Annotated in this window: 13 protein-coding genes; 6 read left to right on the top strand and 7 right to left on the bottom strand. The window is 61.3% G+C overall.

Going from position 1 to position 11,868, the window contains the following annotated elements:
* Positions 1-214: 214 nt before the first annotated feature.
* Positions 215-1,681 (bottom strand): glycogen synthase GlgA, encoded by a 1,467-nt coding sequence (gene glgA, locus ACEXP3_RS08080; RefSeq protein WP_377296774.1) that lies wholly within the window; start codon positions 1,679-1,681, stop codon positions 215-217.
* A 357-nt stretch (positions 1,682-2,038) separates the two neighbouring features.
* Positions 2,039-2,347: a DUF2934 domain-containing protein gene (locus ACEXP3_RS08075; protein WP_377296773.1), complete on the bottom strand. Its 309-nt coding sequence runs from the start codon at positions 2,345-2,347 to the stop codon at positions 2,039-2,041.
* A 179-nt stretch (positions 2,348-2,526) separates the two neighbouring features.
* On the opposite strand from ACEXP3_RS08075, the gene ACEXP3_RS08070 reads away from it, so the two are divergent.
* Positions 2,527-2,748, top strand: coding sequence for a hypothetical protein (locus tag ACEXP3_RS08070; protein ID WP_377296772.1), 222 nt, complete (start codon positions 2,527-2,529; stop codon positions 2,746-2,748).
* Positions 2,749-2,893: 145 nt separating this feature from the next.
* On the opposite strand, the gene ACEXP3_RS08065 is transcribed toward ACEXP3_RS08070, so the two are convergent.
* A complete protein-coding gene (locus ACEXP3_RS08065) occupies positions 2,894-3,391 on the bottom strand; it encodes a YciE/YciF ferroxidase family protein (protein WP_377296771.1) in 498 nt (165 codons plus the stop codon).
* Positions 3,392-3,630: 239 nt separating this feature from the next.
* On the opposite strand from ACEXP3_RS08065, the gene ACEXP3_RS08060 reads away from it, so the two are divergent.
* Positions 3,631-3,960 (top strand): hypothetical protein, encoded by a 330-nt coding sequence (locus ACEXP3_RS08060; protein WP_377296770.1) that lies wholly within the window; start codon positions 3,631-3,633, stop codon positions 3,958-3,960.
* 52 nt (positions 3,961-4,012) lie between these two features.
* On the opposite strand, the gene ACEXP3_RS08055 is transcribed toward ACEXP3_RS08060, so the two are convergent.
* The gene (locus ACEXP3_RS08055) at positions 4,013-4,189 is read right to left on the bottom strand and encodes a hypothetical protein (RefSeq protein ID WP_210105676.1); all 177 of its coding nucleotides are present in this window, start codon (positions 4,187-4,189) and stop codon (positions 4,013-4,015) included.
* A gap of 183 nt (positions 4,190-4,372) precedes the next feature.
* Positions 4,373-4,741: a hypothetical protein gene (locus ACEXP3_RS08050; protein ID WP_377296768.1), complete on the bottom strand. Its 369-nt coding sequence runs from the start codon at positions 4,739-4,741 to the stop codon at positions 4,373-4,375.
* 188 nt (positions 4,742-4,929) lie between these two features.
* Here ACEXP3_RS08050 and ACEXP3_RS08045 point away from each other — a divergent pair, with 188 nt between their 5' ends.
* Together ACEXP3_RS08045 and ACEXP3_RS08040 are read left to right on the top strand one after the other, a co-directional pair.
* Positions 4,930-5,430: a sigma-70 family RNA polymerase sigma factor gene (locus tag ACEXP3_RS08045; protein ID WP_210105433.1), complete on the top strand. Its 501-nt coding sequence runs from the start codon at positions 4,930-4,932 to the stop codon at positions 5,428-5,430.
* 148 nt (positions 5,431-5,578) lie between these two features.
* On the top strand, positions 5,579-7,924 hold the full coding sequence (locus tag ACEXP3_RS08040; RefSeq protein WP_377296767.1) for a glucose/quinate/shikimate family membrane-bound PQQ-dependent dehydrogenase: 2,346 nt from the start codon (positions 5,579-5,581) through the stop codon (positions 7,922-7,924).
* A gap of 79 nt (positions 7,925-8,003) precedes the next feature.
* Here ACEXP3_RS08040 and ACEXP3_RS08035 read toward each other — a convergent pair whose 3' ends face one another.
* Positions 8,004-8,279 (bottom strand): BON domain-containing protein, encoded by a 276-nt coding sequence (locus ACEXP3_RS08035; RefSeq protein WP_377296766.1) that lies wholly within the window; start codon positions 8,277-8,279, stop codon positions 8,004-8,006.
* Between the two features lie 53 nt (positions 8,280-8,332).
* Complete coding sequence (locus tag ACEXP3_RS08030) at positions 8,333-9,889, bottom strand: PAS domain-containing hybrid sensor histidine kinase/response regulator family protein (RefSeq protein WP_377296765.1); 1,557 nt, start codon at positions 9,887-9,889, stop codon at positions 8,333-8,335.
* A gap of 160 nt (positions 9,890-10,049) precedes the next feature.
* Between ACEXP3_RS08030 and ACEXP3_RS08025 the strand changes: the two genes are divergently transcribed.
* Both ACEXP3_RS08025 and ACEXP3_RS08020 read left to right on the top strand, forming a co-directional pair.
* Entirely contained in the window at positions 10,050-10,655 is a 606-nt protein-coding gene (locus ACEXP3_RS08025; RefSeq protein ID WP_377296764.1) for a TetR/AcrR family transcriptional regulator, read from the top strand.
* A gap of 61 nt (positions 10,656-10,716) precedes the next feature.
* Positions 10,717-11,850 carry an efflux RND transporter periplasmic adaptor subunit gene (locus tag ACEXP3_RS08020; RefSeq protein WP_377296763.1) on the top strand — a complete coding sequence of 378 codons (1,134 nt, stop codon included), beginning with the start codon at positions 10,717-10,719 and terminating at the stop codon, positions 11,848-11,850.
* Positions 11,851-11,868: the final 18 nt, after the last annotated feature.

Genomic DNA, 11,868 nt, shown 5'->3' with positions numbered 1-11,868 from the left:
TTGCCGGCCTTTTTGTGTTGGGCAGTCGGCAAAGTAAATCGCAAAGGGGATTTGTGAACTGTGAAGTGAGACGGAGCATGCTCGCCGCTGAGGCGGCATGAAAAAAGGCCCTCAAGCATGGGCTGCGGGCCTTTCTTGATCAGCAATACCACAGCATGACAGCCGGGGAGGAAATCATCGGGCGGTCACGCGACAGAAGCGACCGGCTTTTGTCTCAGGCGCCCAGGCGGCGAAGACCGCCATCCGTGCGGTTGCCGACGAGGTTCGCATAGATCGCGGCATATTTTTCCGCGCTGCGTTCCCAGGAGAAGCGGGTCTTCATGCCCTGGTTCTGCAGGCGTGCCCAGCTGCGCGTGTCGGAATAGGTGTCGAGCGCGCGGCGGAGCGCCAGCCTCAGGCCATCGGTGTTGACCGGGTGAAACTGGAACCCGGTGGCCACGCGCGCAGAGACAGCGGCATCATTGGCGTCGATGATGGTTTCCGAGAGACCCCCGGTTCGCGACACCACCGGCACGCAGCCGTAGCGCAGCGCATAGAGCTGGGTGAGGCCGCAGGGTTCGAAGCGGGATGGCTGCACGATCGCGTCCGATCCGCCATGGATCAGATGGGCGGTGGGCTCATCATAGCCAATATGCACGGCCATGCGTCCGGGGAAACGGGCAGCGGTGGCCAGCAGCGCTGCCTCAATGTCATGGTCGCCCTTGCCGAACACGATCAGCTTGCCGCCATTATGGATGATTTCGTCGGCGGTTTCGGCGAGCATGTCCATGCCCTTCTGCCAGGTCAGCCGGGTGACGGCGGAAAACACCGGCCCTTCGCCATGGTCGAGGCCGAAGCGTTCCAGAAGCACAGCGCGGTTCTCGCGCTTGCGCTTGAGGCTGGTCCCATCGTAATTGCGCGGCAGGTAGGTGTCGGTGGCGGGGTCCCAGACATCGAGGTCAATGCCGTTGACGATGCCGCGGAGAGCCATCACGCGTTCGTTCAGCACGCCGTCCAGCCCCATGCCGAACCGCGGCGTCAAGATTTCGCGGGCATAGGTGGGGCTGACGGTCGTAATGGCGTCTGCCGTCTGCAGCCCGCCCTTCATATAGCTGATATCGCCGAAATATTCGAGACATTGGGTCGTGTAAGTGCTGGCAGGCAGGCCGATGGCGTGCAGGCGGTCGACGCCGTACTGCCCCTGGAACGCCAGATTATGAATGGTCAGAACGACCGGCAGGGTGCAGCCCATCTCGCGCATGTAGACGGAGGTCAGTGCTGCCTGCCAGTCATGGGTATGAACCAGATCCGGCTTCCAGGAGGGCAGGGCGCCATTGGCGATTTCGGCGGCTGCGCGCGACAGGGCAGCAAACCGCTTCCAGTTGTCCGGATGATCGTTGCCTGCCTCGTCGACGTACGGCCCCCCCGGACGGTTGAACAGGGCCGGAGCGTCCAGGACGAAAAGGTCGAGGTCATCCACCTGCGCATGCAGGAGGCTTGCCTGTTCGCCCAGCAGATCGTCAAACGCAAGCAGTGGAACCGCGCCCTTGATCTTGTCCATGACGACGGGATAGCCCGGAAGGAGTGTCGATGTGGAAATTCCGCAGGTCTGCAAGGCCTTGGGAAGCGAGCCGGTCACGTCGGCCAGACCACCCGTCTTGATGAGGGGGAATAGCTCCGAAGTTACCGATAATACGTTCATGTGGGGCCTGTCCCTCTCTGGCGCGACCGTCTCTGCTAAGCGATCCCGGCCACGCCGAACCCGGCGGTCTATAAAGCTGATCGGAGCGTTCATCATGGCGAAATCCTGCGCGCGCCTGTCATTGTGTGGTGGCAAACGCGCCGGCCATGGGCGACGTTCCATCGGCGGGGGGAAATACGGAGGGAGGAAGGCTGGGCCTGCATGCCGTGTCCAAACAAAGATCAAAGGAAATTCGGCGCCGTGAATCCCTTCACGACGCAAAGAAGCAATTGATGGCAAAGGGTGCGCGACTGTACCGCCGTCTTTGGCAGGGGCACCCGGACCTCGCACGCCGCAGCGCTAAGAGGTGACGTGGTGTTAATGACCGGTCTTCTTCACCGCGCGCGTCTTTGCCGGTGCGGCCGCAGCCTTTGCGGCAGCCTTCGGCTTTGCCTTGGCGGGAGCGGTATCGATGACGGGATCGGTTGGCGCCGGTTCAACGGCGATCGATTTGGATGTATTCGTCTTGGCAGCGCTCGCTTTGGCGCCCTTTTTGCCGGATGCGCCTGCCGCTTCAAATTCCCTGCGTGCCTGTTCCCAATGCTCGGCATCCTTGCCGTGGGTGTAACCGTCAGCCTCCCACAATGCATAGGCCCGGTTTCTGATCCACTCTTCCGAATCCGCCATCGTCGTCTCCATTTGCCCGAGCATCGAAACGCGCACTTTTCGTAAAAGTTCCAGCGCCGATGAATTTTGTGCGCTGCGGTGGCAACTGGCAACCCGCCGGGAGGGGAATTTTTTATAAAAAGACGTGGAACCTTCGGTGTCCCTTGCGGTTTAAACGCCAGGGTGAGGAGGCCCGTTCCATGGAAAAATGTGTCGATATCATTCCCCACGCCACCGGCTGGATCTACATGCTGAATGGAAAACCGTCGGCATCCTATCCGTCCTATGGCTTGGCGTTGAGCGCTGCCAAGCGCCACGCGCAGGATGAACTGGAGACGCTGCGCCGTCCGGTTTTCCGCCGACAGGAGGTGAACGGCGATATGACGCGGGTGATGCCGCAGCAGCCCGGCGCTGCTCTCTGAGCGCTGAACGCCTTCGCCAGCCATGTCGCCTCTTTGATTTCAAGACAGCAAAAGGCCCGCCACTCCGAGAGACTGGCGGGCTTTTCACTATTTAGACTTGAGGCAGTGCCTGCGGCTCGCGCACCGGCGAGCCGCAGACGAGACCTCAGGCGGCCTTCTTGGCGGCAATGTTCACGGCGCTGCCGGCCAGCGTGGTCAAGGTGGCGTCGGTCTTGCTTTCCTCCGAAAGCGTTTCCTCAAGAAGGGTTACTGCGTCCTTAAGGCCGAGCTGCTTTGCCCAGGCGACCAGCGTGCCGTAGCGGCTGATTTCATAGTGTTCGACAGCCTGTGCTGCGGCCAGCAGGCCGGCGTCGAGGGCGGGCGTGCCCTTGAATTCCTCGAGGATTTCCTCGCCCTCTTCAAGAATGCCTTCGATGGCGGCGCAGGTTTTGCCGCGGGCGCGCTTGCCGATCAGTTCAAACACCTGCTGAAGGCGCTCGATCTGGCCATCGGTTTCTTCCTTGTGCGTCAGGAAAGCCTGCTTCAGCTTTTCATCCTGGGCGCCACGCGCCATCTTCGGCAGCGCCTTGGAAATCTTGCGCTCGGCGTAATAGATGTCTTTCAGGGTTTCGTAAAACAGATCATCAAGGGTCTTGGTCGCCATGGTCGGTGTCTCCTCAACGGGTTTTGGGGAATAGCGTGGCGCGTGAAGCGCAAGGGTGTAACCGGCCGCCCACCACAATGTTCCATATCGCACCGCAAAATTGCGCCAGTTGCCGGCTGACCGACGCGTCGCGCGGCGGTTGTCGTCTGTTCGACCTTTCCTCGTCGCAACCTTCAGGAACGATGGCAGGGCGCAGATGTTTGATGGCTGCCTTGATCAAACGTTGAGAGGATTTGGAAATGCAGACGATGAAGATCTACCGGCTGGTGCCGAGCGCCCCATTGGATGATCCGCAGTGGATGGATCGCCCACCGCAGGGGGAAGTGGTCGTGCGGGCACTGACGGCCGGCGACGCACGGCTGGTCGCCACGGACGCGGAACTGGATTTCACCGAGATCGATGCCAGTCCCGCCGAGGGAAACTCAACCCGCATGGCAAGCGCCTTTCGGAGCGAAAAGCTTTATACGGTTATAGAGGATCTCTCCGGCCGGTTTTCAACCGAGGGTCCGCGGGAAGTTCTGGATGGCGTGGTGCGGATCGACAACATCCTGCCGCTGCAGGTTGACTAAAAGCACACGGCAGCGTCGACGGTGCGCCGGACGCTGCCTTGCTCGCCTCAGCTCAGTCCTGTTGGTCGATCTTTTCGTTCAGCGCCTTCTGCAGCTGAAGCGCCAGGTCGAGCAGGCGATCGGGAACCGGCTCTTTTTCGATCTCGCCGAGGAGATCGGCAACCTTGCCGCTGACCTTGTTTCCCAGAATTGTTTTTCCGCCGGTCATTTTTTCCGAATTTCTCGTCATCCCGACCTCTCGGCGGAGCCTTGTGTGCGTGCGTCGGTTGCGCGGCGCGGCAGTGGCGTCCGGCAGCAACCTCTAAACTACTGGAAAGCGCGGAATGGGCTTGCTTGTCAATGGGCAGCGCACGCAAAGCGACGCCCGGCTGCGCGATCGGCCGCCGGGCGTGACTTATCGATCAGATTTGGATCAGGTGCGGCCGGGGATGGAGGTGATGGTGGCCGAGACCGGATCGCTTGCGGGAAACGTGTCTTCAAGCCCCTTGTCCAGCTGCTGTTCGATATCCTCTCCGTTATGGCGGTCGGATTCCAGCGGCAGGGTCTGGCCGCCATCGACCGATGCGCTGTTCGCATCCACCATCTCATCCGGCAGGACATCGTTTTCAACGATGCGGCCGAGGAATTCCTTCGCCTTTGCAATCGCGTTGGTGCGATTGATATCGGCGGTCTGCGCGCGAAGGCTGACGGAGACGACATTGCCGCCCTGCTCGACGAATTCGACCGTATAGCCGGACTTACCGCCGCCCTCTGCAATCACCCGGGTTCCAACGATGCTCATGGTGCCACCTTTTCGGTTTCCTTGAAGTTGGCCCAAGAACGAAAAGCACCCTGAGTTTGTTCCGCAACGCCGTGGATCGAGGAAGGGGTAAGGACAACCGCCGATCGCCATATTCAAGCGGAACCAAATAGACACACGCGACGTTTGCCACCTCGATCCCACCACCGCTATTGGAGAGGTTTGCAACGGTGTCCGAATCACAGTTGAGTCGCGATCCTGCACGCGCAGACATTGTCAGACTCATCCCCGCTCTCCGCGCGTTTGCCCGCACCTTTTGCCGCAATTCGTCCGACGCAGATGATCTGGTGCAGGAAACGCTGATGAAGGCGCTCGGGAACCTTGACAAGTTCGAGCCCGGCACGAAGCTGAAATCCTGGCTCTTCACGATCATGCGCAACACATTTTACACGCGCGCGAAGATCCTGGGGCGTGAGGCGCCGGGGCTTGAGGAATGCGTGTCCGGCGATTCGCCGATGGAGGCAACGCAGGAGATCCAGGCAAGGGCCCGCGAAGTGCAGCAGGCACTGGCGAAACTTCCCCCGCATTACCGCGAGGTTCTGACGCTCGTGGCGATCCTCGGGGAAAGCTACGAGTCTGCCGCCGAGATCTGCGATTGCGCCATCGGCACCGTAAAGAGCCGGCTGAACCGTGCCCGCCATCAGATTCTGCAGGAGCTTGGCGAGGAATAAAGTACACCTCCTCCTCTTGAGGACGCATTGGAACGCCCTACTGGAAAGTTTCAGACACGCTCTGGAACCTTTTGACGATGGATGCCGTTACCGGCGCGGGTATGGCCAGTGGCCATGGCCTTCCGCACACTATTTTGGGATTTTCAATATGTCCGTTACGATCACAGCGGTCCTGTTCTCCTTGATCGGGATTGCTCTGGCCGCCGGTGGCGCCCAGCTCATGATGCTGGGTGGTAGTGTCTATTACCTCATCACCGGCATTGCTTTTCTCCTCACCGCCATCCTGCTTTTCCTGCGGCGCGCTGCAGCGCTTTGGCTTTATTCGCTGATCATTCTCGGCTCGCTCGGCTGGTCGTTGTGGGAAGTCGGCTTCGACTGGTGGCAGCTTGGCCCGCGCGGCGGTGTCATCATCGTGCTCGGCATGTGGTTGCTCACCCCATGGATCCGCAGGCCTCTGGGCTTCAAGAGCCCGACGACCGGTTTTAGCTATGGCGCAAGCGCCGGCCCGCTTGGGGCCTCCGTAGCACTTGCCATCGTCATCGCGGTCATCTCTATGGTGGTCAATACGACGGACACCCACGGCAACCTGCCACAGGATCAGGTCGCCGCAGCGCCCAATCTGGGAGGCGACGTTCCGCCCGGCGAATGGCATCAGTACGGACGCACACCTTACGGTCAGCGATACTCGCCGCTGGATCAGGTGAATGTCGACAATGTCTCCAAACTGCAGGAAGTCTGGCGTTTCCAGACCGGCGACGTCAAGCTGCCGCAGGATGTGGGCGAAACGACCTATCAGGTCACCCCGCTCAAGGTCGGCAATTCGCTCTATGTATGCACGCCGCATAACTGGGCGATCGCCATCGACGCGACAACCGGCAAGCAGATTTGGAAATTCGACAGCAATTCCGGTCTCAATCCGGATCGTCAGCACCAGACCTGCCGCGGCGTGACCTATTATGCCGATCCGGCCGCCGCACCGGATGCTCCCTGCGCCACGCGCGTCTATCTGCCGACATCCGATGCCCGGCTGATCGCGCTCGACGCCAAGAACGGCCAGGTCTGCACGACCTTTGCCGACAATGGTACGCTGCGTCTGCAGGCCGGCATGCGCTACAATCCGGCCGGTTATTATTACTCGACCTCTCCGCCGGTCATTGCCGGCGGCAAGATCATCATTGGCGGTGCCGTCAACGACAATTACTCCACCCAAGAGCAATCCGGCGTCATCCGCGCCTTTGACGTGAAGACGGGCGCTCTGGTTTGGAACTGGGATTCCGGCAATCCGACGCAGACGGCTCCATTGCCGGAAGGCCAGAGCTATAAGACCAACTCCCCCAATAGCTGGTCCGTATTCAGCTATGACGAGGCTCTCGGGCTGGTCTATATTCCGCTCGGTAATCAGGTGCCTGACCAACTCGGCATGAACCGCTCGGAAAGCGTGGAGAAATATTCGTCCTCCATCGTGGCGCTCGACATCAACACTGGTGCCGATCGCTGGGTGCGCCAGACCGTGCATCATGACCTCTGGGACATGGACGTGCCGGCCCAGCCGGTGCTGATGGATCTGACCAAGTCCGATGGCACGCAGGTACCGGCCCTGATCGGCCCGACCAAGCAGGGTGACATCTATGTGCTGGACCGCCGCACGGGCGAGCCGATCATCGATGTCAGCGAAAAGCCGGCTCCGGGCGGCGCCATCCCCGAGGATCATACCTCCCCCACCCAGCCAATCTCTGCGCTCAACTTCCGCCCGCGTACGCTGGAGGGCCGCGACATGTGGGGCGTCACCATGTTTGACCAGCTGGTGTGCCGCATCCGCCTGAAGCAGCTGAAATACGAAGGCCAGTACACGCCGCCCTCGCTGCAGGGAACGATCGTCTATCCCGGCAATTTCGGCACCTTCAACTGGGGTTCCGTGGCGGTCGATCCGGAGCGCATGGTGATGTTCGGCATGCCGACCTACCTTGCCTTCACCTCGCAGCTCGTTCCGCGTTCGGAAGTTCCGCCGAAGGGATCGGACGAGAAGGGGTCGGAACAGGGCCTCAACCGCAACGAAGGTGCACCATATGCCGTTCGCATGGGACCCTTCCTCGGCCCGCTGCAGATCCCCTGCCAGGCACCGCCATGGGGTTATGTCGCAGGGACCAACCTGCGCACCGGCGACATCGCCTACAAGCTGAAGAACGGCACCGTCTACGACATGACGCCGCTGCCGCTGCCCTTCAAGCTTGGCGTTCCGGGCATCGGCGGCCCGATGATCACCAAGGGCGGCGTTGCCTTCCTGGGTGCTGCCGTCGACAACTACCTGCGGGCCTACAACCTCACCAATGGCGAGCAGCTGTGGGAAGCACGGCTTCCGGCCGGTGGCCAGTCCACGCCAATGACCTATTCGGTGGATGACGGTCGCCAGTTCGTGGTGATGGTCGCCGGTGGTCATGGCTCGGTCGGCACCAAGGCCGGTGATTATGTTATCGCCTATGCCCTGCCGCGCTAAGCCTCGGCATTCATGAGAAAAGCCCGGCGCGTGAGGCTCACGCGCCGGGCTTTTTGCGTTGAAGGCAGCCTGGAAAAGGTCAGAGAGGCTGCTGGGCCGTAATGCTGTTGACGACCGACCGGATGCCCGGCACGGAGAGAGCCACTTCTTCGGCGCGGGTCACTTCGCCGGGACGAAGCACGCGTCCCGCAAGATTTGCCTGAGAGCCCTTGACGGTCACGGTGACATCGGTGGCGTCAAGGCCGCCGGCGCCCGCAAGGGCTGCGGCAACGGCGGTTTCCAGCGCCGCCTGCGGCGGAACCTCACGCTCCACCGTCGGCTCCAGTTCATGAAAAGTCTGTGGTTTGAAAACCATGCGGTGTCCTCCTGATGTTGCGTGCTATTCTAACGCCTGAAGGCGACCTTGGTTCAGCCGGCCTGCAGGGCAGAGGCGATGGACGCCTTCAGCTGCTGCTGCGAAAACGGCTTAGGAAGCCGGGGAAGCTGGATGGTTTCGCCGGACGGCAGCTCCGCATAGCCGGTTGCGAGCACGATCGGCAAACGAGGCTGGGACACGCGAATGCGGTGCGCAAGTTCGGCCCCCGTCATCTTCGGCATGGAGTGGTCGGTGATCACCATGTCCACCATCGTGCCACCTTCGAGGACCTTCAGCGCCTCTTCTCCATTATACGCCTCGATCACGGTGTGGCCGAGATCTTCCAGCATGAGCGTAGTGTTCATGAGCACCAGCGCATCGTCATCGACGGCGAGAATGGTGAGCGCGCGGTCGAGGATCGGGCTGTCAAACATGGGGATTACCTCTTCCTTCGGCAGCACGTGCACTGCATCTTTCTGAACGATCGCTGGAAGCAGCATGGTGACGGTGGTGCCGACGCCCTTTTCGCTTTCCAGCCGCAATTGCCCCCCGGATTGCTCCGTCAGGCCCTGAACCATGGAAAGGCCGAGCCCGGTGCCCTTGCCGATCCCCTTGGTGGTGAAGAAGGGGCTTGTCGCCCGCTCCAGCGTCTGCGCATCCATGCCTTCGCCACGGTCGTTCACCGAAACGGCCACGTAGGTGCCGCTCGCCAGCATTCCCTGGGGTTCGCTCAGGTGTTCAGCCGCGGCGGAAATGCGGATCGTGCCGCCGCCCGGCATGGCATCGCGCGCATTGACGACGAGGTTGATCAGCGCCGTTTCGAACTGGTTGGCATCGGTGAGAATATAGGGGAGGTCGGCCTCATAGGAGGCCTCGATGGCCGTGTTGGCGTCCAGTGACCGACGCATCAGCTCCAGCATGCCTTCGATCGACTCTTCCACATCGATGGTCCGGACATCCAGCTCCTGCCGGCGCGAAAAGGCCAGCAGCCTCTGTGTCAGTGCTGCCCCGCGCTCGGCGCCGCGAATGGCGTTGGCCACAAGCGGCGTGAGCTGTGGATCGGCGGGCAGTCGTTTCTCTAGGATCTGCAGGCTGCCGAGCACGGCCATCAGCAGATTGTTGAAATCATGCGCAATGCCACCCGTCAGCTGCCCGATGGCTTCCACCTTCTGGGCCTGAAACAGATCTTCGCGCGCTTTGGCGAGCGCCAGTTGCGTGTCGCGTTTCTCGCTGATGTCGCGGGTGATCTTGGCAAATCCGAGCAGCGTGCCGTCTTCATCCCGAATGGCGTCGATCAGCACATTCGCCCAGAAGCGGCTGCCGTCCTTGCGAACACGCCAGCCTTCTTTTTCGAAGCGTCCGATGCTGGTTGCAACGGCAAGGCCTTTTTCCGGGGCGCCGCTGGCACGGTCTTCCGGCGTATAGAAGCGGGAAAAGTGCTCACCGATGATTTCCGACGCCGCATAGCCTTTAACGCGCTCGGCGCCCGGGTTCCAGCTGGCCACATGACCCTGAGGGTCGATCATGTAGATGGCATAATCGCTAATGGAATTGATCAGCAGCCGCGCGTGATCGTGTGTTGCCAGCTGCTCCTTTAGGCCATCGGCCATTGCGCCCCCATCCTCGCCTACATTTTGCGGCTCTTATAAACGCGCTTTGTCATAAATGGTTCCACGGCATTCAAAAATCTTCGGGGGGCGTTGACAAAAGGGCGGCACATGATACGACTGACGAAATTATAAATTCGTCAGTCGTTAGTCAGAAGGTGTCATGAGCGATCAGTCGGCCCCGTCCCAGGAAAATGTGCGCAAGGAGAATGTCGAGCGTATCCTCGACACCGCTGCGCGCCTGTTCATGCATTACGGCTATGCGAAGACGAACGTGGCAGACATCGCCCGCGAATTGTCGATGTCGCCCGCCAATATCTATCGCTTCTTCTCCTCCAAGGCCGAGATCCATCAGGCCATCGCGAGGCGTATGCTGGAGCAGCAATATGCCATCCTGGCCGCCAATGCCAAAGGCGGCGGGGCGGCGGCAGAGCGCCTGAAGAACCATCTTCTGCTGCAGCACCGCATCACCGTCGAAACCATGCTCGATGACGAGAAGGTTCATGAAATGGTGCTGGTGGCCATGGACCAGCAATGGCAGGTGATCCAGCAGCATCTGGAGCGCGTGCGCGACCTGATCCGCTCGATCATCGACGATGGCATTTCTGCAGGCGAATTTCGTGCGCAGGACAGCCTTTTGGCGGCCGAGTGCTTCATGCAGGCAGCCACCGCATTCTGCCACCCGCAGATCGTTTCGAAAAAACTGAGCCAGGATGAGGTTGCAGGCCCGGATGACATGGCCGCCTTCATCCTGCGCGCTCTCGTTTAGTCAGTCCAGAGCAGGGGGATCGAGACGATCCGCCCTTCACATGCCGGTAGGAGCCGCAGAAGTGACGAAAAAGACCACGTTGTCCTGGCAACAATTCGCCGTGGCTGCTTCGCTGATGGTCCTGGTGGGCTGCAGCGAGGAAAAGCAGGCTGCCGCTCCCGAAGCGCGACCCGTCAAGGTGGTCACGGTGGCGGAGCCGGATGAAGGACGGCTTCTGCAGTATTCGGGCGCCGTCAAGGCGCGCCGCGAGATCGCGCTCGGCTTCCGCGTGGATGGCAAGATCACGGAACGCCTGATCGATGTCGGGCAGCGGGTCAAATCGGGAGACGTGCTGGCGCGTCTCGACCCGGTCGATTACGAACTGTCCGTGCGCCAGGCGGAAGCGGAACTTGCCTCGGCGGAAAAGCAGGTGGATATCACCCGCCTTGCGCTGCGCCGCGCCGAAATCCTGCAGGAAAAGAGCGTCACCTCGCAATCGGCGCTGGAGCAGAGCCAGCTGTCGCATGATCAGGCCGTTGCCGCGCGCGATGCAGCCGTTTCCGCACTCGAGCAGGCCCGCAACAAGGTGTCCTATGCCAGCCTGAAGGCAGGTGTCGATGGCATCGTCACGGCCGTCAGCGCTGAAGCGGGCCAGGTCGTGGCGGCCGGTTCTTCCGTCGTCACGGTGGCTGCCGATGGTGCCAAGGAAGTCGAGATTGCCGTTCCGGAGGTCGATATTAGCGAGTTCAAGCCCGGCAAGGCGGTGAAGGCCAGCTTCTGGTCGAACAGCGGCCTGTCGCTCACTGGGACCGTGCGCGAAATCGCCGGCAGCGCCAGCAGCACGTCGCGAACCTTTGCCGTTCGCGTCAGCCTGCCGGATGATCCGCAGCTGCGCCTTGGCATGACCGCAACGGTGACGGCGACCACAGAGGGCGCGACGCCCGCCTATGTTCTGCCGCTTTCGGCGCTTGCCAAGCAGGATGGCAAACCGGTCGTCTGGGTATTTGACCAGGCCTCCGGCGCCGTTCATGTGCGCGAGGTCACCGTTGGCGGCTTCTCCGATGACGGCGTGCGCGTGACCGGTGGCATTGCCAAGGGTGATGTGGTGGTGGCCGCCGGCACGCAGTTCATGCGCGAGGACATGAAGATCCGCCTCTACGGGCAAGCGCCTGAAACCGCCGGCGAGGCTGATGCCGCGCCCCCGATCCGTTCTTGACACCCACGCTCAAAGGCA

It is taken from the genome of Neorhizobium fuzhouense (genome assembly GCF_042611105.1).
Taxonomy (GTDB): domain Bacteria; phylum Pseudomonadota; class Alphaproteobacteria; order Rhizobiales; family Rhizobiaceae; genus Neorhizobium; species Neorhizobium galegae_A.
The sequence above is the reverse complement of the archived record's forward strand: the minus strand, read 5'-3'. Positions and strand labels throughout refer to the sequence as shown.

What these genes read in the sequence shown, in the direction of transcription:
- ACEXP3_RS08075 (WP_377296773.1), bottom strand. Translation starts at nt 2,347, where the DNA reads ATGGCGGATTCGGAAGAGTGGATCAGAAACCGGGCCTATGCATTGTGG.
- ACEXP3_RS08070 (WP_377296772.1), top strand. Translation starts at nt 2,527, where the DNA reads ATGGAAAAATGTGTCGATATCATTCCCCACGCCACCGGCTGGATCTAC.
- ACEXP3_RS08040 (WP_377296767.1), top strand. Translation starts at nt 5,579, where the DNA reads ATGTCCGTTACGATCACAGCGGTCCTGTTCTCCTTGATCGGGATTGCT.
- ACEXP3_RS08055 (WP_210105676.1), bottom strand. Translation starts at nt 4,189, where the DNA reads ATGACGAGAAATTCGGAAAAAATGACCGGCGGAAAAACAATTCTGGGA.
- ACEXP3_RS08050 (WP_377296768.1), bottom strand. Translation starts at nt 4,741, where the DNA reads ATGAGCATCGTTGGAACCCGGGTGATTGCAGAGGGCGGCGGTAAGTCC.
- ACEXP3_RS08030 (WP_377296765.1), bottom strand. Translation starts at nt 9,889, where the DNA reads ATGGCCGATGGCCTAAAGGAGCAGCTGGCAACACACGATCACGCGCGG.
- glgA (WP_377296774.1), bottom strand. Translation starts at nt 1,681, where the DNA reads ATGAACGTATTATCGGTAACTTCGGAGCTATTCCCCCTCATCAAGACG.
- ACEXP3_RS08035 (WP_377296766.1), bottom strand. Translation starts at nt 8,279, where the DNA reads ATGGTTTTCAAACCACAGACTTTTCATGAACTGGAGCCGACGGTGGAG.
- ACEXP3_RS08060 (WP_377296770.1), top strand. Translation starts at nt 3,631, where the DNA reads ATGCAGACGATGAAGATCTACCGGCTGGTGCCGAGCGCCCCATTGGAT.
- ACEXP3_RS08025 (WP_377296764.1), top strand. Translation starts at nt 10,050, where the DNA reads ATGAGCGATCAGTCGGCCCCGTCCCAGGAAAATGTGCGCAAGGAGAAT.
- ACEXP3_RS08065 (WP_377296771.1), bottom strand. Translation starts at nt 3,391, where the DNA reads ATGGCGACCAAGACCCTTGATGATCTGTTTTACGAAACCCTGAAAGAC.